Origin of the sequence: Pseudovibrio sp. Ad46 (assembly GCF_001623065.1) — a bacterium.
Taxonomy (GTDB): domain Bacteria; phylum Pseudomonadota; class Alphaproteobacteria; order Rhizobiales; family Stappiaceae; genus Pseudovibrio.
In genome coordinates this window covers 397,450-417,210 of the sequence record NZ_LMCG01000005.1, presented here as the reverse complement: position 1 = coordinate 417,210, position 19,761 = coordinate 397,450, and the positions used below count along the sequence as shown (strand labels likewise).

Genomic DNA, 19,761 nt, shown 5'->3' with positions numbered 1-19,761 from the left:
CTAGTTCTCCCCTTGAATGTTCTGGGTCGTGGCATCAGGCGGACGTCTGTCCGCAGCTCTCATTTGCATTCTCAAGCGATCAGGGCCGCAACTGCCCTCTCCTGCATTGCCACCAAACTTGACGACCTCTTCCTGCCAAATGCGATCCATGGCTTCGAGATCATTTGGATCATCTTCGGGCTCTGCAAGAATATTGGAAAGCAGCTCCTTGGAAGGTGACGCTTTGCTGATTTCAGCAACAGCACCAAACGCATTGGCGTAGATCGAGCCCTTCTTTTTGAGACGCAAACGAAGGGCCTCGAAGATATGAGCTGTCTGGCCAAGCAGTTCCTGTGCTTCTGTAAATGGTTGATGCGCCAGGTACTCGAGGAACAATGGGATGTAGTCTGGTAGTTCCGTGGTCTCTACCGCGAAACCGTTTGTCAGGTACATCTCACGCAGATCGACGAGAGCTTGACCGCGGTCTCTGCTCTCACCATGCACATGCTCAAACAGGTGTAGTGAATGTGAGCGGGTCCGATCAAACAGGAACACGTATCTTTCCTGCACCTCATAGAGATCTTTAGTAGCCAGATCATCGCAAAGAGTGCAGATCATTTTCTGGCCTTTTGCAGAGAGCAAGCGATCTGAGTTTACCGCTTTTTTCAGTGCTGGCAGGTCATCCAGCAGTTCTTGCCTCGGGTAGTTGAGCAAGAGCGAGAGGATTTTTAAAGAGACGATCATCCGCGCATCTCCTTAAATATATCCGTTGGTGTTTCGACGGTTTTCTTGCGTGAACCACCGAACAGGTCAGTTCCATCACTGCCGCCAGAGCAACCATTGCCGAAGGAGAAGCCGCAGGAGCCGCGGACATCGTAGGCATCCTCGGACACTTCACGGTGTGTGGTTGGGATGACGAAGCGATCCTCATAGTTGGCTATCGCCATGATCTTGTACATGTCTTCAATCAACTCAGAAGTCAGACCCACTCGTTCAGCAATAGCTTCGTTGACTACGCCATCAACTGACTTGGAGCGCATGTAGGAGCGCATGGCGAGCATCCGCTCCAACGCCGTGACGACAGGCTCGTCTTTGCCTGCTGTGAGGAGGTTGGAGAGGTAACGGACCGGAATACGCATGCTCCGGACATCCGGCAGGTCACCATCCCAGCCGATCTTGCCAGCTTCTGCGGCCGATTGGATTGGGGAGAGAGGTGGAATGTACCAAACCATCGGAAGTGTGCGGTATTCCGGGTGAAGTGGGAAGGCTACTTTCCAGTCGATTGCCATCTTATAGATCGGCGATGCCTTGGCAGCCTTGAGCCAATCCTCAGGAACACCATCTTTGCGGGCTTGTTCGATTACCTTTGGATCATGCGGATCAAGGAAGACCTTCAGTTGCTCTTCGTAGAGGTCTTTCTCATCCTTGGTTGAAGCTGCTTCTTCGATCTTATCCGCATCGTACAGGATGACACCCAGATATCGGATGCGACCTACGCAGGTTTCGGAACAGACTGTTGGTTGTCCGGATTCAATGCGCGGATAACAGAAGATGCATTTTTCTGATTTGCCGGAGGACCAGTTGAAGTAGATCTTCTTGTAAGGGCAGCCAGAAACGCACATACGCCAACCACGGCATTTTTCCTGATCAATCAGGACGATACCGTCATCTTCACGCTTGTAGATGGCACCTGATGGACACGCAGCAACACATGTTGGGTTGAGGCAGTGCTCACACAGACGTGGCAGGTACATCATGAAAGTGTTTTCGAACTCGCCATAGATTTCCTTCTCAATACCCTCAAAGTTGTAATCTTTTGAGCGCTTGGAGAACTCACCACCGAGAATTTCTTCCCAGTTTGGTCCCCATTCAATTTTTTCGATCCGCTCGCCGGTGATTGCTGATTTTGGGCGGGCTGTTGGGAACTGAGCACTTTCAGGAGCACCCTGCAGGTGCTCGTAGTCATAATCAAACGGCTCGTAGTAGTCGTCGATTTCTGGCAAGTCAGGGTTCGCGAAGATCTTCGCCAGAATGCGCCATTTGGCACCCATCTTGGGAATGATCTTGCCATTGCGTTTGCGAACCCAGCCACCGTTCCATTTCTTTTGGTTTTCCCAGTCTTTGGGGTAACCAATACCGGGTTTGGTTTCCACGTTGTTGAACCAGGCGTATTCAACGCCTTCTCGGTTGGTCCAAACATTTTTACAGGTCACTGAACAGGTGTGGCAGCCAATGCATTTATCCAGATTCAGCACCATTCCGACTTGTGCGCGGACTTTCATTCTGCTGCCTCCTGACCACTGTCATCCAGTGGTTCTTCCATCCAGTTCACTTTTTCCAGTTTGTGAACCACAACGAACTCATCGCGGTTGGAGCCAACCGTTCCATAGTAGTTGAAGCCGTAGGATTGCTGCGCGTACCCACCAATCATGTGTGTTGGTTTGGTGACGGTTCTGGTCACCGAGTTATGGATACCGCCGCGTTGTCCGGTGAGCTCAGATCCCGGTGTATTCACGATCTTTTCCTGAGCGTGATACATGTAGATCGTGCCTTCCTTCATGCGCTGAGAGACCACCGCACGCGCCACAAGCGCACCGTTGATGTTGAAGACTTCGACCCAGTCATTGTCTTCAATGTCAGCTTTTTGCGCATCAACCTCTGAGATCCAGACCACCGGACCACCACGGTTGAGCGTGAGCATCAACAGGTTGTCGGTGTATGTGGAGTGGATGCCCCACTTCTGGTGCGGGGTGATGAAGTTGAGGACCAATTGCTTTCTGCCGAGAGATTTATCGTCGATCACCGGTTTGACGCCTTTGGTGTCTATCGGCGGCCTGTACACGCAGAAGCCTTCGCCAAATGCACGCATCCAGAGGTGATCCTGATAGAGTTGCTGACGACCGGAGATCGTTCGCCACGGGATCAGCTCATGCACGTTGGTGTAGCCTGCGTTGTAGCAAACATGCTCAGACTCGATGCCAGACCACGTTGGTGAAGAGATGATCTTTCGTGGCTGAGCGACGATATCGCGGAAGCGGATTTTCTCTTCTTCTTTCGGCAGTGCCAGATGAGTGTGGTCTCTGCCAGTGAACTCTGAGAGAGCAGCCCAAGCTTTGACAGCCACTTCACCATTGGTTTCCGGGGCCAGAGACAGGACGACTTCACTTGCATCGATATCCGTTTCGATCCTGGCCAAGCCTTTGGTTGGCCCGTCTTCAAGCACTTCACCATTGAGGCCTTTGAGGAGGTCTACCTCGTGCTCGGTGTTCCAGCTGATGCCTTTGCCACCGTTGCCGAGTTTGCTCATCAGTGGGCCAAGAGCCGTGAAGCGCTTGTAAATGTTTGGATAATCACGCTCGACAACCACAACGTTTGGCATAGTCTTGCCGGGTTGCGGATCAATATCCCCCTTCTTCCAATCCGCTACGTCGAATGGCTGGGCGATTTCACCAGCTGTGTCGTGCAGGATCGGGACAAGGACGACGTCCTTTTCCTTGCCGAGAACTTCTTGTGAGACCTCAGAGAAGGACTTGGCAATACCCTTGAAGATCTCCCAGTCACTGCGGGCTTCCCATGCAGGATCAGCTGCACTGGAAAGTGGATGAATGAAGGGGTGCATATCCGAGGTATTGAGGTCGTTTTTCTCATACCATGTGGCCGTTGGCAGCACGATGTCTGAATAGACCGCTGTCGTTGACATGCGGAAGTCCAGCGTGACCAACAGGTCCAGTTTGCCTTCCGGTGCATTGTCATGCCAGACAGCTTCTTTCGCACGCTGGCGGCCTTCCTCTCCCAGATCCTTGCCCAGCACACCATGCTCAGTGCCGAGCAGATGACGGAGGAAGTATTCGTGACCTTTACCAGAAGAACCGAGCAGGTTGGAGCGCCAGACAAACAGATTGCGTGGCCAGTTGGCCTCGTTGTCGGGGTCTTCACAGGACAGTTTGAGACTGCCTGATTTTAGCTCCTGAGCAATATAGTCTTTTGCTTCTTTGCCACTCTCTTCTATCGCCTTAGCAACCTGAAGCGAGTTGGTCTCAAGTTGTGGAGCTGACGGCAACCACCCCATACGCTCTGCACGGATGTTGTAATCGATCAGCGACGCATCCCAGTCCCCATCCGGAGCCGTTGGTGACAGGATCTCATCCACCTTGAGCGTTTCATAGCGCCATTGATCTGTATGCGCATAGAAGAAGGATGTTGAGTTCATATGCCGTGGTGGGCGTGTCCAATCCAATGCAAAGGCGAGTGCCGTCCATCCGGTTTGCGGGCGAAGTTTTTCCTGCCCCACATAGTGGCTCCAGCCACCACCAGATTGACCAACGCAGCCGCACATCACCAGCAGATTGATGATGCCACGGTAGTTCATATCCATGTGGTACCAGTGGTTCAGACCAGCACCGAGGATGACCATGGAACGTCCGTTGGTCTTCTCAGCGTTTGTCGCAAACTCGCGGGCCGTTGTGATGATATGATCTTTGGGAACGCCAGTGATTTTCTCTGCCCATGTAGGCGTGTAAGGCAGTTCCTCATCATAGGACTTGGCAGAGTTTGGATCATCCAATCCGCGATCCAGACCGTAGTTGGCAATGAAGAGGTCGAAAACGGACGCTACAAGCGCTTCACCTTCCGCCAGCTTCACTTTCTTTGCGGGGACTTTGCGCACCATCACGCTTTCATGGTTGGTTCCCGCAAAGTGGTCATGCTCGCGATTGCCGAAGTATGGGAAAGCCACGTCAGCGACTTCATCATGATCAGCTTTGTCAATGAAAGACATGGCGAGGTCCGTGTCTTTGCCAGCGCCGTCTCTTTCTTCAAGATTCCATTTGCCTTTCTCCCCCCAGCGAAAGCCGATGGAGCCATGCGGAACCACTATCTTCTTCGATTTGCGGTCCAGGGCAACGGTTTTCCATTCCGGATTGTTTTCTTCCCCCAGCTTGTCCGCAAATTCGGAAGCACGCAGGAGGCGTTCCGGGATGTATTTGCCGTCTTTTTTGACGAGGCGAACCAGCAGCGGCATGTCGGAGTACTTACGGCAGTAGTCCTCGAAGTATTTTGCCTGCCTGTCTAAATGATATTCACGAAGGATGACATGACCCATGGCCATCGCCAGAGCTGCATCAGTGCCTTGCTTTGGATGGAGCCAGAGATCTGAGAACTTGGCCGCTTCCGAGTAATCTGGGCAGACCACAACTGACTTGGTGCCTTTGTAGCGAACCTCGGTGTAGAAGTGCGCATCCGGTGTGCGCGTTTGTGGAACGTTAGAGCCCCACAACATCAGGAAGCCCGCATTGTACCAATCAGCGGATTCAGGCACATCGGTTTGCTCACCCCATGTTTGTGGTGAGGCAGGAGGCAAATCGCAGTACCAGTCGTAGAACGACATGCATGTGCCACCGAGCAAAGACAGATAGCGGGTACCTGCTGCGTAAGAAATCATGGACATAGCCGGAATTGGAGAGAAGCCAACGACGCGGTCAGGTCCCCATTTCTTCGCGGTGTAAGCATTTGCTGCTGCGATGATTTCGTTGACCTCTTCCCAAGTGGCTCGCACAAAACCGCCGTGTCCGCGCACTTTCAGGTAATCTGCGCGCTTTGCAGGATCATCCTGAATGGCTGCCCACGCAGCGACCGGTGATTTCACTGTTCGCTCGTTGCGCCATAACTTGAGGAGGCGGGAGCGAATGAGTGGATGCTTCACCCGGTTTGCGGAATACATGTACCAACTATAGCTGGCACCACGAGAACAACCCCGTGGCTCATGGTTTGGCAGGTCCGGGCGGGTACGCGGATAATCCGTCTGCTGGGTTTCCCAGGTGACAATCCCGCCTTTGACGTAGATCTTCCAGGAACAGGAACCGGTGCAATTCACACCATGGGTCGAGCGTACGATTTTGTCGTATTGCCATCGCTTTCGATAGCTGTCTTCCCAATTTCGGTTCTCATTGGTTGTAACACCGTGCCCGTTTGCAAAGGTACCAGTGTCCTGTTTTGCGAAGAAGTTCAGTTTATCGAGTAGTAGAGACATCTGAAATGCCCTTCACGTTATTTGCTTAGCACGGAACGGAGGCACCCTTGCGGGTGTAGAAGAACCACGTAATCACCAGACAGATCACGTAGAAGATGCCAAAGGCCCAAAGCGCGGCATCCGGACCACCTGTGTAGGCGATGGATGTTCCGTAGGCTTTGGGGATGAAGAAGGCACCGTAGGCTGCAATTGCAGAGGTAAAGGCGATGATGGCTGCACTTTCACGTTCTGACTGGCGCAGGTGAGCTGTTGCATCCAGCTCTGGCATCAAGAGGCCGACCTGTTGGCGCATGATGGTTGGGATCATCTGGAAGGTGGAGGCGTTGCCTACGCCTGTCAGGAAAAACAGTGCCATGAAGCAGGCAAAGAAGCCCCAGAAAGCTCCCGGCTCTGTTTTGATGGACAGGAAGAACAGCACGCCACCAACAGCAACCGCCATGAACAGGAAGGTCCAGAAGGTTACACGGCCACCGCCGTACTTATCAGAGACCCAACCTGTACCGGCTCGGGAGAGCGCACCAACGAGAGGGCCAAGGAATGCGAAGGTGAGTGCGTTCACCTCTGGGAACTGTGTCTTCATGAGCAGCGGGAAGCCTGCGGAATAGCCGATAAAGCTGCCGAAGGTTCCCGTGTAGAGAATGCACATGATCCAGTTGTGCGCTCTTGAGAAGATGATGGATTGCTCTTTAAAGCTCGCTTTGGCATCGGCGATATCATTCATGCCAAACCATGCAGCCAGCGTCGCGATGATGAGGAATGGAACCCAGATAAAGCCAGCATTCTGGATCCAGAGTTGGGATCCATCCTCAAGGATTTGAGGAGCGCCACCGATCGCACCGAAGACACCAGCTGTGATGACAAGCGGCACCACAAACTGCATGACGGAAACGCCAAGGTTTCCGAGGCCTGCATTGAGCGCAAGCGCGTTTCCTTTTTCCTTCTTTGGATAGAAGAACGCGATATTTGCCATTGAAGAGGCGAAGTTACCACCCCCGAAACCGCAAAGCAGGGCTAACAGAAGGAAGATGCTATAAGGCGTGGTGGGGTCCTGAACTGCGTACCCGATACCCAGAGCCGGAAGAAGCAGCGATGCTGTGGTTAGCGTTGTCCAAAGGCGACCACCAAAGATAGGGACCATAAAGGAATAAAAGATCCTGAGTGTCGCGCCAGAAAGGCCTGGCAGAGCAGCCAGCAGGAAGAGCTGGTCTGTCGTATAATCAAAACCGATGGCGGGTAGCCTTGCGACAACAACACTCCAAACGAGCCACACTGAGAAGGCAAGCAAAAGTGCCGGAATAGAGATCCAAAGGTTTCGAGAGGCAATCACCTTCCCTTTGGTTTCCCAGAACTCCGGATCATCCGGCCGCCATTCAATTAGTGTGTGCCCTTGTTGAGTGTTGTTATCAGACATACATTCATTCCTTTTGGCTACATGCCCTCCCCAGACCGAATGTCCAGAAAGGGTTTCGCTGGTTACGGATACTTTTCTACGCCTGCAGGTCCGTCCGGACCTTCAACCGGCTCGTCCGGAAGATCAGACAGATCTGTTTCGTCTTGCAATTCGGGATAACGCTTGCGCTCCATCCTGCGGATGGCGACGTGCATCCACACAGTTGAGACCGCAACAATGATGAAGAGAAGCATGAAGGGTGCCGTCCAAACGCCAGTCCAGTCGAGCAGAACTCCAAAGGCGATTGGCAAGAAGAAGCCACCAAGGCCGCCGATCATGCCTACGAGGCCTCCGACAGCACCAACATGGTAGGGGTAGTAAACCGGTATGTGCTTGTAGACCGCTGCTTTACCAAGGCTCATGACAAAACCAAGAACGACGGTCACAGAGACGAAGGCACCAACACCGAGACCGAAGTTAAACTCAATGGGACCGTCAATACCGCTGACAACATATGAGGTTTCTGGATAGCTCAGCAGGAAGAGGCAAAAGAGGGAGACGATAAATGTGAGGTACATGACAAAACGTGCACCCCACTTATCTGACATCCATCCGCCAAGCGCTCGAAATACTGACCCAGGTAATGAATAGAGACCAGCGAAAATGCCAGCCGTCGTCAGCTCCAATCCGTAAGCCCCGGTGTAGTACCGCGGGAGGAATGACGCGAGCGCGACAAAGGCACCAAACACGAAGAAATAATAGGTTGCAAAACGCCAGACCTGCAGGTTCTTTAAAGGTGCAAGCTGCTCTGCTGCCGAAACCGCCCGCTTGCCTTCTTTCTTGCGCTCCTGCTGAGACGGATCATCTTTACTGAACAGATAAAACAGGACGGCTGTGACTGCCAAAACAATTGCATAAACGCGGGCTGTGCCTTCCCAGCCAACTGCTACGACCAAAAATGGTGCTACGAAGTTGGTAACTGCTGCACCGACATTCCCGGCACCAAAAATGCCAAGTGCGGTGCCTTGTTTCTCTTTTTCAAACCACTGGGAGACATAGGCTACCCCGATAATAAAAGAGCCGCCGGCCAATCCAAGGCCCAAGGCGGCTAACAGAAACACTTCATAGGTTTGTACTGAGGTGAGCAACCAGACACAGACTGCTGTAATGAGCATCTGCAGTGGGAACATAATCCGTCCACCGAACTGCTCTGTCCATACTCCAAGGAAAATGCGGCTCACAGAACCGGTGAGCACTGGTGTGGCAACCAATAAGCCGAACTGAGTATCGGACAACCCCAGTTCGCCTTTAATGCGCACGCCAATGATGGAAAAAATGGTCCAAACTGCAAAACAGATAGTAAAAGCAAAGGTACTGAGACCCAATGCCCTATATTGATCGGAGCGAGTAACACCCTCAAGTGAATGCATAGTATTTGTTCCTGAATTCTAGCAGGTAAAACAATCCACATAGAATCTCAGGAGCTTTAGCACCCAAAAGTAGAGCAACTCATAGAAAGAACAGGATTAAACGAGTAAAATTGAAATACAACTTGGAGTAAAACTATGTTTTATTTCCAACTCACGGCACAATGAAAAACACCTATCCAGTCTACACTGATGCTGGTATGTTTCGTTTAGAAGCGGGGATTTCAAAGTTAAAGCAATGTCTTACATCAACAATGTCAGGATGTTTGTGCGCGTGTTTGAGCTTGGCAGCATGTCTGCTGCGGCAAGGGACATGCATGTTTCTCCTGCAGTTGCGTCCTCCCGTATTGGAGAGCTTGAGAAGCACCTGGGCATTCGCTTGTTTAACCGCACCACCCGCACCATCCAACCCACTGAGCAAGGTAGCATTTTTTATCCTGGCGCCCGTAAAATGCTGGAAGCAATGGAAGAGGCTGAAGCGGCTGTTCAGGAGGTGACACACACTCCACGCGGCTCAATCTTTGTTTCTGCTCCACTCGGCATAGGGCGGCGTTTGATCGCACCGCTTATTCCTGAATTCCACGATGCTTATCCTGAAATTCATGTTCGCCTCAGGCTCTCGGACCGTCCTCTTAACATTACTGGAGAAGGTTTGGATCTGGCATTCATTCTGGGACAGTTACCAAACTCTGAAATGCGGCTGAAAAACCTGTTGGACTGTCCTCGGGTACTGTGCGCCTCCCCTACCTATCTTGATCAGCGTGGTGAGCCACTGCAAGGGGCAGATCTCCAAAACGGAAAGCATGATTGCCTACTGCTCCAGTTTCCCGGTTCCTCTGAAAGCCGATGGACGCTTCAAACTCCTGAGGGCTTACAGAGCTTCACAGTTGGCGGCCCGTTCACCTCTGATGACGGCGATGTGTTGGTGAACTGGGCACTCGGCCATCACGGCCTCATCAATGCCCCCTTGTTTGATGTTGTCGATCATTTGCTCAGCGGAGACCTTATCGCCGTCTGCACTGCTACCCCTCCTGCTGATGTGCATTTGGCATGTCTATTTCCGCACAAGCGCTATCAAGATCCTAAAATCCGGCTCTTTCTTAATTTCATCAGTGAGCGATTGAAGACGTATCTAAAAGACAAGAGTTCTCAGTACTCTACTCATCTTCTGAATAAGTAATTCTTGATTGAAAAGTCGTTTATGTATCTATTTCTTTTTCCGGCTATCCGCGAAATACTTTCAAAATAATTTTGATAATCCAACTCATTTATTAGGCTAAACTGATAGATGGGAGGAGTTTGGTGGCCCTGCCAGCTGACGAGCTTAATGGACACGGTTGATACCAGCACATTTGCCCAGTGCTTCGAACAGTGCCTCGTCGATCCCTAATTCGACGAGTGCACCTCCCCGGCAAGGAATTCAACTTAATTCGGGTTGCTGCACTTACGCGGACTGCCATAGCGTGAGTGTCGTACAAGGAAGTAAACTTACATATGAGTACCCAAACACTGCCACCCCGCACCTTTGATGCCTCTTCTGAGGGCATATCACCTTCTTCTTTCTACGCACCTTCGGGAGGCTTGCCTCCGCAAACACAAGTCATGACAGACCGGGCAGTGTTTACTAATGCGTATGCCGTTATTCCCAAAGGCGTGATGAGGGACATCGTGACCTCAAATCTGCCTTTCTGGGAAAAGACGCGTGCCTGGATTATTGCCCGACCACTCTCTGGGTTTGCTGAGACGTTTTCGCAGTACATCATGGAAGTTCAGCCAGATGGTGGCTCCCTTAAACCTGAACCAGACCCTGAAGCGCAGGGCGTGATGTTCGTTGTTCAAGGTGAGATTACGATCACAATGAGCAATGAGGCTTTCACGCTTACCGAAGGTGGCTACGCCTATCTGCCTGCTGGAGCCCAATATGAAGTGCGCAACGATAGCTCTCTAGCTGCCACTTTCCATTGGGTTCGAAAGCGCTATGAGGCTGTCGAAGGCATTGCGAGACCCGACGCGCTGTTTACCCATGAAAAGAATGCTGTTGTTGCTCCCATGCCAGATACCAATGGAGCCTGGTCGACGACGCGCTTTGTAGACCCCGGTGATATGCGCCACGACATGCACGTCAACATCGTGAACTTTGAGCCCGGTGGCTGCATTCCGTTTGCTGAGACCCACGTGATGGAACATGGCTTGTATGTTTTGGAAGGGAAAGCAGTCTATCGGCTGAATAACGATTGGGTTGAAGTGGAAGCCGGTGACTTTATGTGGCTGCGCGCTTTTTGTCCGCAAGCTTGCTACGCTGGCGGTCCAGGCCGTTTCCGGTACTTGCTTTACAAAGACGTCAATCGACATGCCCAGCTCTGCTCGTTTCAAAGGTGATCAGATATGGGTAATCAGGTCACAACAGAGCGCACCATACGGATTGAGAAGCTCACCTCTGCGGTATTTATGCCGTTTGGTAAACTGATTGAGACCGGCGGGACATCACCTATCCTAATCAACGAAGGCCGATGTGAGCGTTTTTCTGATCTGGCTGGTGTTGAGTTTATTGGTGGCCGCGCTGGTGTCAGCCTGTTTCAGGCAGAGCTTCGCAACCTGCCGCACACGCTGACGATGTTGGAGCGCCATCCATTGGGCTCGCAATGCTTCATTCCGATGAACCAGTCAGAATATCTTGTCATAGTCGCCGAAGATGAAGGTGGACGGCCTTCATCACCTCGTGCGTTTATGGCGAGTTCAACCCAGTCCATCAATATCAAACGGAACACATGGCACGGCGTTCTGACTCCCATCAACGGGTCAGGACTGTTCGCTGTTGTCGACCGGATTGGGGACGGAAACAACCTAGAAGAACACTGGCTGAAGGAGGCCTACTTAATAACGGAATAACACTGTGCGTCATTAGTAGGAGGGGACTAAATGACCAGCAATTCCATCGGGACACCAGAACAACTGCGTGATCCGAACTACACACCTGCCTTACATAAGGCGGTTCCACTTGGCATTCAGCATGTGCTTGCCATGTTTGTCTCAAACGTTACTCCGGCGATCATTATTGCCGGAGCTGCCGGATTTGGGTTTGGCTCTGATGCAGGGGCGCAGGGCTTCCCGGACATGACATACATGATCCAGATGTCCATGCTGTTTGCCGGAATAGCTACGCTTTTTCAAACAATTGGAATGGGAGCAGTCGGAGCCCGCTTGCCGATTGTGCAGGGTACCAGCTTTGCTTTCATACCCATCATGATTCCACTCGTTGCAGGTAAAGGTGTTGAAGCTTTGCCTGCTCTGTTTGGAGGCGTGCTCATTGGTGGTTTGTTCCATGCCATTCTAGGGATGTTCATTGGCCGCATTCGCTTTGCCTTACCACCGCTGGTGACTGGTCTTGTCGTAACCATGATCGGTCTGGCGCTGGTGAAAGTGGGCATTCAGTATGCTGCGGGTGGTGTGCCTGCCATTAACAAGCCTGAGTATGGAAGTATGCTCAACTGGTCTGCTGCGCTCATTGTAATTCTCGTCACGCTTGGCTTGAAGTTCTATGCCCGCGGGATCCTAGCTGTATCTGCCGTGGTGATTGGCATACTTGCAGGATACCTTTACGCGATGATGGTTGGCATGGTGACTGTGGATGGGATTGCTGCAAGCGTTGGTCGCTCTGCATCTTTTGCCCTGCCAATGCCGTTTGCCTATGGCTTTGATTTCAGCCTTGCTGCTGTTGTTGGCTTTTGTCTCATGGCGTTTGTGAGTGCAGTTGAAACTGTTGGAGATGTCTCTGGCATTACCAAAGGCGGTGCAGGTCGTGAGGCGACTGACAAGGAGATCCAAGGGGCAACCTACGCTGATGGTTTTGGCACCGCCATAGCCGGTGTTTTTGGTGGTTTGCCGAACACATCCTTCAGCCAGAATGTGGGGTTGATTGCCATGACAGGCGTGATGAGCCGCCATGTGGTGACCATTGGTGCCTTGTTCCTCATCGTGTGCGGACTGATACCCAAGGTTGGAGCGATCATTCGCACAATTCCCATCGAGGTGCTCGGCGGAGGTGTGATCGTTATGTTTGGAATGGTGGTTGCCGCTGGTGTCTCCATGCTCTCCGACGTCAACTGGAACCGCCGGAACATGGTGATCTTCGCGATTGCGTTATCAATCGGCCTTGGCTTGCAGCTGGATCCAAAAGCTGTTCAGTATCTGCCTGACACACTGCGCATTTTGATGACGAGTGGCTTGCTTCCTGCAGCTCTGATCGCGATTGTACTCAATCTTGTATTGCCAGAAGAGCTTACTGCCGAAGCAACGGAAGAAGTTTCAGGCGGCATGGCCTCACAAGAGGATGCACCACTAAAACCAGCAGGCTCCCAAGCCTAAAGAAACTCCCCTCGCCGTTTTGCTATGGCGAGGGGAGCTTCTCTTATAGTTTCTGCCATGCACCGCCGTTCTGAGAGCTTTTCACGGCTGTTTCAATGAAGTTCAGCCCATCCAACCCATCAGATACAGTCGGAAGCAGTTTGCTCCACTCGGGTTCTGACTGGCCTAAAATGCGCGCAGCCAAAACATCAGCAAACTCGTTATAGATTGTTGCGAAGGCTTCCAGATACCCTTCCGGATGACCACCTGGAATGCGAGAGACTGCATTTGCGGCTTCTCTTGCATCGGGGCCGCCACGTGTAATGCGGTAGCTTGACTTCCCATAGGGTGAGTAAACCAGATGGTTCGGGTCAGCTTGCACCCACTCAATACCGCCTTTGTCTCCATAAACGCGCAGTCTCAGCCCATTTTCGTTACCCGGAGCAACCTGAGACGCCCACAGCATTCCTTTGGCACCATTTTCATAGCGCAACAGCATCTGCACATCATCATCCAGCGCTCTGCCCTCTACGAAACTTGTCAGCTCCGCCAAAACTTCCGTTGCTTTCATGCCGGATACGAAGGAGGCAAGATTGTAGGCGTGCGTGCCGATATCTCCGATACAGCCGCCTGCTCCGGATCGTTTTGGATCAGTACGCCAGCTGGCTTGCTTTTGGCCTGATTGCTCAATCGGCTCAGTCAGCCAATCTTGCGGATACTCCACTTGAATCAGACGAACTTTCCCGAGTTCACCTGCCTCAATCATAGCTTTCGCCTGCCGAACCATTGGGTAGCCGGTGTAATTATGCGTCAACAGGAACAGCTTGCCAGTTTCCTCAACCAGTTGAACAAGCTTTTCGCTTTCTTCACTCGTCGTTGTCATCGGCTTATCGCAGATGACATGGATACCGGCCTCGAGCATCGCGCGAGCTGCCGGATAGTGCATATGGTTAGGCGTCACAATGGCAACTACATCGACCGGATCATCCCGAAGCGGTTCTTTTTCTGCCATTTCTTCGAAGGAGGTATAGGCACGATCAGATGAGATATAGAGTTCTTCAGCTGACGCTTTTGCCCGCGTTGGATCAGAAGAAAGGGCACCAGCAACAAGCTCATAGCGATCGTCCAAACGCGATGCGATGCGGTGAACTGCGCCGATGAATGCACCCTGACCGCCGCCGATCATTCCCAGACGCAGCCTACGTCCCAATTTTTTCGGAATATCCAACACTTGTTGTGGCTCAGCAGCTTCGACGGTCATTATGCATTCTCCATATTTCTCAGGTGCAGATATCGGTTAGCGCAACAGCACCACCTGAACCTGTAGGATCATTAAGTCTGAGATCGGTAATTGCAAATGCTCTTTTGCAAAAGTGTTGGTCATTTCAGAGAAACTGTTTCAAAATCCAGACTGATTTGTTGCTGACTTAAGGGAGAGTTGAAGGTCTTATGCCGAATTCATCAGAGACCACCCGAGCCTATTACGAGAAGAATGCAGAGAGCTTTATCGAGCGCACACTACATCTGGACATGGAGGAGCACTACCAACGGTTCCTCAAGAGAGTGCCGCCAGGTGGGCGAGTTCTCGATGCGGGATGCGGGTCCGGGCGTGATGCCTATGCTTTCAAGCAGCTTGGCTTTGAAGTTGACGCCTTCGATGCATCTGCTGAAATGGTGAAATCGGCTAGTAAACTGATCGGTATAGCTGTCCAGCAAAACACATTTCAGGAATTTATCAGCGAGCAGGTTTACGATGCTATCTGGGCTTACGCCTCTTTGCTTCACGTTCCTTATTCTGAACTACCTCTCGCACTCACCAATCTCTGCAATGCCCTCAAGAATGGCGGCACCTTGTTTGCTTCTTTCAAATTGGGAGAAGGAGAAGTAAACCGCGATGACGGGCGTCGCTTTTCCATGATGACCGAAGCTCACTTCAGCAACATCCTACAGCAGGTCCCGAACCTACAGCTTCAAGATGCCCGCATTACGCTAAGCAACAAGCCCTACAGCCCTCACGAGAAGTGGCTTACGATGATCATTGAAAAAGTAGGCTAAAGAACAAATGGCGGAGAGTGAGGGATTCGAACCCTCGGAACACTTGCGTGCTCAACGGTTTTCGAGACCGCCCCGTTCGACCACTCCGGCAACTCTCCTAATTGATCCTCGTGGTGAGGATTGCGGGACCATATAAAGAAGCTTTCCCTTCGGCAAGCCCAGCGACCGCTATGCCGCAGATAACTCACAGCTCACGCGTCACCAGCCAATAAAAAACGCAGTGAGCGAACCCACTGCGTTGAAATGACTGTCCATTTCTGGAGAGTTATGCGGCTTGAACGTTTTCAAGGAAGGCTTTGATCGAGCGGTTAAACTGATCAGCCTCTTCAGAGATGCTGTCGGCCTGATTGTTGATGTCTTCTGCCGTTTTGGTGGAGTTTTCAATAGTGCTGGCAACTTCCCCCATTTCGGACTCACCAATACGAGACTGATCAGAAGCATCGGTCACAGAACGCGCGATTTCGCCAACAGTTACAGACTGCTGTTCTACAGCTGCTGCCACTGCTGAAGAGCTGGTGGATAGCTTCTCCATCATGCTCGTCACTTTTTCGATGGAGCCAACGGCATCAGTAGACACCTGCTGGATCGCATGGATCTGCTGCGAGATTTCTTCCGTTGCCGTGGTGGTCTGGTTTGCCAGATGCTTCACTTCAGAAGCCACAACTGCAAAGCCTTTGCCCATCTCGCCAGCACGCGCCGCCTCGATGGTGGCGTTGAGAGCAAGAAGGTTGGTCTGGTCTGCGATATCCTTGATCAGGCTAACAACTTTTCCAATACGGGATGCAGTTTCAGCCAGCTCCTGAATTGTCTTGGACGTGTTGATGACAAGACCACCGACTTCATCGGCAACATCTTTGGAGTTCACCGCTTCAGACGCAACTTCCTTAATGGAAAGAGACATTTCCTCACTGGCAGATGCCACTGTTGCCACTGATGTTGATGCGTGGCTGACCGCATCACCTGCTTTGCCAGCTTTATCAGAGACACTTTCGACAGTGACATTCAAAGCGAAGGAGGCTTCATGCAAAGACTGGATTGCGGAGTTAAAGCCATCACCTGCGGCCGTTGCTGCTTTTTCAAACTCTCTCACCAGGAGAGCAACTTTTTGCTCACGTTCCTGACGACGTTTGTTGTCTTCATCGCGCTCATCGTTCAGCTGATTCCGCTCAATGGCGTTGGCACGGAAGACTTCCAGGATCTTCGCCATTTTCGCGAACTCATCCCGGCCTTTGGTGCCTTCGATATTGATTGAGACATCCCCTTTTGCCAGAACGCCCATGGCCGTATGCAGGTTCGCCAGCGGGCGAGAGATACGCCATGCAATGTAGCCCGCAATCATCAGGCCGATAATGCCCATTGCGCCAGCTTGCAACAAGAAGCGCTGCATGCTCGCCGCTGATGCCTCATTATGGAGCGCAGTTGCTTCGGCTTCACCTGCCGCACCAAAATCGTTGAGCTGTTGCGCAGCCGGGATCATTTCGTCCAGTTGTTCCAGAGCGAAGACCATTTCCTCCTGAATGTCAGCATTCAGAGTTTCAATCTGCTCCAGCGTCTCTGTGTAGGTTGCCCAGAGCTCGCTCACTACCTGAGATGTTTCTTCTGGCATTTTTGCAGTTTGAATGACCATGCCAAACTGCTCTATGCGGCTTTTGAAGGTGCTCTTTTCAATTTCATACCCGTCAACGCCAATGGTCCATTCCATGGCTTGAAGATCTTTTAGCAAACCAGCGACACGATGAGTGTCTTTGCTGACGTTCAGTTTCCGGCGTGCCTTATTAATTTCGAGCTGCATTGTGGAACTTGCCCCCTGAAGGACTGAAATGAGACCTCCATCTGAGCTGGTTCCACGCTCGAGCGTCGCTTCAACCACTGCGCCAAACGTCTCCGAAAACCCGTAGGCATAGCCTTCCAGGTTATCGTAGAGTTCGTCTTCAATGCCTGAGACATTCAGTTCACGTGTTTCTTCTACCAATACAACAACACGCTCACGAGCATCTGCTGCAATGTCAGATGCCTCTGCTTTTGGATGAAGTAAAAACTCCCCACCAATTGCGCGCATACGATCTACTGCTGCACTAATCGCCTGAGCGTTTTGCATCAGCTGGTTGTAGGTCTGCGTATTTTTTTGAAACTCAGCATTCTGGCTGTTCATTTGGGAGAGGGAAATCAACGCCCCACCCAGCACAAGTATCGGCAACAACCCAAGAGCTGTAACTCTAGTTACGACGGAGTATATCCAGGCGAACTTTGGAATGCGCATTTTATGCCCCCCGCACGTATGCGGTTTAATTCATTGGATGATAATGATCGCGAGATTGTCACATACATTCCATATTCGACGCTCATTTCTCCCCTAAGCACTTGTATGGAACATGCACAAATCTCTTTGCGCTATTGTTGGCTGGCGAAGGTTTATCGATCCTTAAAACAATCATAGAATGAACCTTAAAACGCAGCGTAATAGGTATTTAGACGTAACAATTAGATCGTAGGTATAAATCTGACAGCGCAACCATAGCGCGAATCACTCCGATGAAGGAGCGTTCTTTGACAGTTGAGTATTCGTGACATAAATCTCACCTCTCGTATTTCTAATATAATTGGCGAGATTCTGCGTTGACATTCCAGAATGCCTGCGTATATTCCAGCAGCTCATAAATTGCGGGGAAACCCGTGTTTTCGCGCTGTCCGAGGCAAGACATCGAAACCGCCTTCTGGTTTTTTCCAGAGTTTGCGGTCGATCTCCCCGAAACGGGACGTTCCTAGAGCATAAAGGAAACGGTCGACAAAGTTCGCAGTTTGCTGCGACGCCAAAGGGTGCGCTTAGATAAGAAGGACATGCGCATGTTCGCAGTCATCAAAACAGGCGGTAAACAGTACACTGTTGCTGCTGACGATCTTCTGAAGATCGAAAAAGTTTCTGCCGAAGCTGGTGAAACAGTAACTTTTGACGAAGTTCTCATGGTTGGTTCAGATGCTGAAACCACCATTGGTGCACCAACCGTTGAAGGCGCTTCTGTTGTAGCTGAGGTTGTTGAGCAGGGTCGTGATCGTAAGATCATCATCTTCAAAAAACGTCGTCGTCAGAACTCCCGTCGTCGTAATGGTCACCGTCAGGCTTTCACTACTGTGAAAATCACCGACATCCTGACCAGTGGCGCTAAGCCAGCTAAAAAAGCCGCTGCTCCTAAGAAAGCTGCCGCTGCACCAGCTGCTGAAGGCTCCGACGATCTGAAAAAATTGCAGGGTCTTGGCCCAGCAATTGAGAAAAAGCTGAATGCTGCAGGTATCTCTACCTACGCACAGATCGCAGCTCTTTCTGCTGAAGACATCGCCCGCGTTGAAGAAGAAACTGGCACTAAAGGCCGCTTCGAACGTGATAACTGGGTTGCACAGGCTAAGGAACTCGCAGCGAAGTAATTCGCGCAAGTTTCTGTCCTAGAGATTAAACGAGGAGTACTTCGTTATGGCTCATAAAAAAGCTGGCGGTTCATCCCGCAACGGTCGCGACTCAGCTGGTCGTCGCCTTGGTATCAAGAAGTTCGGTGGCGAAGCCGTGATTCCTGGCAACATCATTGCACGTCAGCGTGGCACTAAGTGGCACCCAGGCGCAGGTGTTGGCATTGGTAAAGATCACACCATCTTTGCGACCGTCGAAGGCAAAGTTGCATTCGAAGAGAAACGCAATGGCCGAACATTTATTAATGTGATGCCGGTGGCACTCGCCGCCGAGTAACGCTGACGTGATAATCCAAATCGTCGGCGTCTCATCAGACCCCGACGGATTTGGAAAAATCCGGTTCAGATCGAAAGATCAGAAAAAGGGGAGATGGGACGCCATCTTCCCTTTTTCTTTGTCCAGTGGGATGGGCAGTAGACCGGAGTTAAAACCATGGTAGTTGAATACGAAGAAATCCCAGAGGAAAGCAGTTGCGTTGCGGCCGGGTCGCCGCAGGACACCGCGCGTCTTGTCATCGACCGAGCGCGCAAGGATGATTTGGCTGACATCCTGTTTTTAGCCAACAACCGTCGGATCGCTGAGAAACTGACGAACATGCCGCATCCCTTCACGTATGAAGACGCTAAAGCGCTCGTGAAACGGTGTGATGTGCAGTTGCCATCTCAGGCGACGTTCGCGATCCGCATGAAGAACACTGGCCGTATTATTGGCGCTATCGGTTTCAACCCGCTTGCCGAAGACTTTGGTGCTGTGCACCTGGGTTATTGGGTGGGCGAGCCATTCTGGAACCAGGGATATGCGACAGAAGCTGTTCAGTCTGTTATCGAATTCGCGTTTGCTAACGGCGTTAAGGAGCTCTCCGCTTCTTGTCGCGTGAGCAATCCTGCCTCGCACCGCGTGCTGACCAAGTGCGGCTTTAAGCAGGACGGAACGACAAAGCTGCATTCTCTCGGCGCTATGGCCGTGGTGGATGCCACACGCTTTACACTAACCCGCAGCCAATGGATCGCGAATACGCGATGGGGCTCTGCTGGTTAAGTGATGCCAGATCAGCGGGTTGCAGTGACAGCAACCTGCT

At 51.6% G+C, this 19,761-nt stretch carries 14 protein-coding genes, 1 tRNA gene and 1 pseudogene; 8 read left to right on the top strand and 8 right to left on the bottom strand.

Translation table 11 applies throughout. The features are described from left to right. The 5 genes and pseudogenes from narJ to PsAD46_RS03505 all read right to left on the bottom strand — a co-directional run bounded on the left by narJ (window position 1) and on the right by PsAD46_RS03505 (window position 8,827). Window positions 1-723: a nitrate reductase molybdenum cofactor assembly chaperone gene (gene narJ, locus PsAD46_RS03525; RefSeq protein WP_063304332.1), complete on the bottom strand. Its 723-nt coding sequence runs from the start codon at window positions 721-723 to the stop codon at window positions 1-3. Beyond that, window positions 720-2,261 (bottom strand): nitrate reductase subunit beta, encoded by a 1,542-nt coding sequence (narH, locus tag PsAD46_RS03520; protein WP_057461585.1) that lies wholly within the window; start codon window positions 2,259-2,261, stop codon window positions 720-722. The genes narJ and narH overlap by 4 nt, the downstream gene beginning before the upstream one ends. Next, complete coding sequence (locus PsAD46_RS03515; RefSeq protein WP_063306129.1) at window positions 2,258-6,007, bottom strand: nitrate reductase subunit alpha; 3,750 nt, start codon at window positions 6,005-6,007, stop codon at window positions 2,258-2,260. The genes narH and PsAD46_RS03515 overlap by 4 nt, the downstream gene beginning before the upstream one ends. A gap of 25 nt (window positions 6,008-6,032) precedes the next feature. Then, a pseudogene (locus PsAD46_RS03510) lies at window positions 6,033-7,385 on the bottom strand (NarK family nitrate/nitrite MFS transporter); the annotation flags it as partial. A 95-nt stretch (window positions 7,386-7,480) separates the two neighbouring features. Then, complete coding sequence (locus PsAD46_RS03505; RefSeq protein WP_063304329.1) at window positions 7,481-8,827, bottom strand: nitrate/nitrite transporter; 1,347 nt, start codon at window positions 8,825-8,827, stop codon at window positions 7,481-7,483. Window positions 8,828-9,062: 235 nt separating this feature from the next. Between PsAD46_RS03505 and PsAD46_RS03500 the strand changes: the two genes are divergently transcribed. The 4 genes from PsAD46_RS03500 (at window position 9,063) to PsAD46_RS03485 (ending at window position 13,189) form a co-directional block, all read left to right on the top strand. Continuing rightward, window positions 9,063-10,004 carry a LysR family transcriptional regulator gene (locus PsAD46_RS03500; protein ID WP_063306128.1) on the top strand — a complete coding sequence of 314 codons (942 nt, stop codon included), beginning with the start codon at window positions 9,063-9,065 and terminating at the stop codon, window positions 10,002-10,004. Window positions 10,005-10,369: 365 nt separating this feature from the next. Next, window positions 10,370-11,203, top strand: coding sequence for a bifunctional allantoicase/(S)-ureidoglycine aminohydrolase (locus PsAD46_RS03495; protein ID WP_193757837.1), 834 nt, complete (start codon window positions 10,370-10,372; stop codon window positions 11,201-11,203). A 6-nt stretch (window positions 11,204-11,209) separates the two neighbouring features. Beyond that, entirely contained in the window at window positions 11,210-11,713 is a 504-nt protein-coding gene (locus PsAD46_RS03490) for an ureidoglycolate lyase (protein ID WP_063306127.1), read from the top strand. Window positions 11,714-11,743: 30 nt separating this feature from the next. Beyond that, on the top strand, window positions 11,744-13,189 hold the full coding sequence (locus PsAD46_RS03485; RefSeq protein ID WP_063306126.1) for a nucleobase:cation symporter-2 family protein: 1,446 nt from the start codon (window positions 11,744-11,746) through the stop codon (window positions 13,187-13,189). Window positions 13,190-13,232: 43 nt separating this feature from the next. Here PsAD46_RS03485 and PsAD46_RS03480 read toward each other — a convergent pair whose 3' ends face one another. Next, window positions 13,233-14,429: a Gfo/Idh/MocA family oxidoreductase gene (locus PsAD46_RS03480; protein WP_063306125.1), complete on the bottom strand. Its 1,197-nt coding sequence runs from the start codon at window positions 14,427-14,429 to the stop codon at window positions 13,233-13,235. A gap of 188 nt (window positions 14,430-14,617) precedes the next feature. On the opposite strand from PsAD46_RS03480, the gene PsAD46_RS03475 reads away from it, so the two are divergent. Continuing rightward, a complete protein-coding gene (locus tag PsAD46_RS03475; protein ID WP_208981648.1) occupies window positions 14,618-15,223 on the top strand; it encodes a class I SAM-dependent methyltransferase in 606 nt (201 codons plus the stop codon). Window positions 15,224-15,231: 8 nt separating this feature from the next. Here PsAD46_RS03475 and PsAD46_RS03470 read toward each other — a convergent pair. Both PsAD46_RS03470 and PsAD46_RS03465 read right to left on the bottom strand, forming a co-directional pair. Continuing rightward, window positions 15,232-15,321, bottom strand: a tRNA-Ser gene (locus PsAD46_RS03470). A 167-nt stretch (window positions 15,322-15,488) separates the two neighbouring features. Then, window positions 15,489-17,483 (bottom strand): HAMP domain-containing methyl-accepting chemotaxis protein, encoded by a 1,995-nt coding sequence (locus tag PsAD46_RS03465; protein ID WP_208981647.1) that lies wholly within the window; start codon window positions 17,481-17,483, stop codon window positions 15,489-15,491. A gap of 584 nt (window positions 17,484-18,067) precedes the next feature. Here PsAD46_RS03465 and rplU point away from each other — a divergent pair. From rplU to PsAD46_RS03450, 3 genes are all read left to right on the top strand, one after another. Continuing rightward, complete coding sequence (gene rplU / locus PsAD46_RS03460) at window positions 18,068-18,643, top strand: 50S ribosomal protein L21 (RefSeq protein ID WP_057461735.1); 576 nt, start codon at window positions 18,068-18,070, stop codon at window positions 18,641-18,643. Window positions 18,644-18,689: 46 nt separating this feature from the next. Beyond that, entirely contained in the window at window positions 18,690-18,959 is a 270-nt protein-coding gene (rpmA, locus tag PsAD46_RS03455) for a 50S ribosomal protein L27 (protein WP_057461576.1), read from the top strand. A gap of 156 nt (window positions 18,960-19,115) precedes the next feature. Beyond that, the gene (locus tag PsAD46_RS03450) at window positions 19,116-19,721 is read left to right on the top strand and encodes a GNAT family N-acetyltransferase (RefSeq protein WP_057461575.1); all 606 of its coding nucleotides are present in this window, start codon (window positions 19,116-19,118) and stop codon (window positions 19,719-19,721) included. The last annotated feature ends 40 nt before the right edge of the window (window positions 19,722-19,761 follow it).

Bases quoted from the DNA above. Each gene is read 5' to 3' on its own strand.
- narH (WP_057461585.1), bottom strand. From the start codon at position 2,261: ATGAAAGTCCGCGCACAAGTCGGAATGGTGCTGAATCTGGATAAATGC.
- PsAD46_RS03505 (WP_063304329.1), bottom strand. From the start codon at position 8,827: ATGCATTCACTTGAGGGTGTTACTCGCTCCGATCAATATAGGGCATTG.
- rpmA (WP_057461576.1), top strand. From the start codon at position 18,690: ATGGCTCATAAAAAAGCTGGCGGTTCATCCCGCAACGGTCGCGACTCA.
- PsAD46_RS03485 (WP_063306126.1), top strand. From the start codon at position 11,744: ATGACCAGCAATTCCATCGGGACACCAGAACAACTGCGTGATCCGAAC.
- PsAD46_RS03500 (WP_063306128.1), top strand. From the start codon at position 9,063: ATGTCTTACATCAACAATGTCAGGATGTTTGTGCGCGTGTTTGAGCTT.
- PsAD46_RS03515 (WP_063306129.1), bottom strand. From the start codon at position 6,007: ATGTCTCTACTACTCGATAAACTGAACTTCTTCGCAAAACAGGACACT.
- PsAD46_RS03465 (WP_208981647.1), bottom strand. From the start codon at position 17,483: ATGCGCATTCCAAAGTTCGCCTGGATATACTCCGTCGTAACTAGAGTT.
- rplU (WP_057461735.1), top strand. From the start codon at position 18,068: ATGTTCGCAGTCATCAAAACAGGCGGTAAACAGTACACTGTTGCTGCT.
- PsAD46_RS03480 (WP_063306125.1), bottom strand. From the start codon at position 14,429: ATGACCGTCGAAGCTGCTGAGCCACAACAAGTGTTGGATATTCCGAAA.
- PsAD46_RS03475 (WP_208981648.1), top strand. From the start codon at position 14,618: ATGCCGAATTCATCAGAGACCACCCGAGCCTATTACGAGAAGAATGCA.
- narJ (WP_063304332.1), bottom strand. From the start codon at position 723: ATGATCGTCTCTTTAAAAATCCTCTCGCTCTTGCTCAACTACCCGAGG.
- PsAD46_RS03490 (WP_063306127.1), top strand. From the start codon at position 11,210: ATGGGTAATCAGGTCACAACAGAGCGCACCATACGGATTGAGAAGCTC.
- PsAD46_RS03450 (WP_057461575.1), top strand. From the start codon at position 19,116: ATGGTAGTTGAATACGAAGAAATCCCAGAGGAAAGCAGTTGCGTTGCG.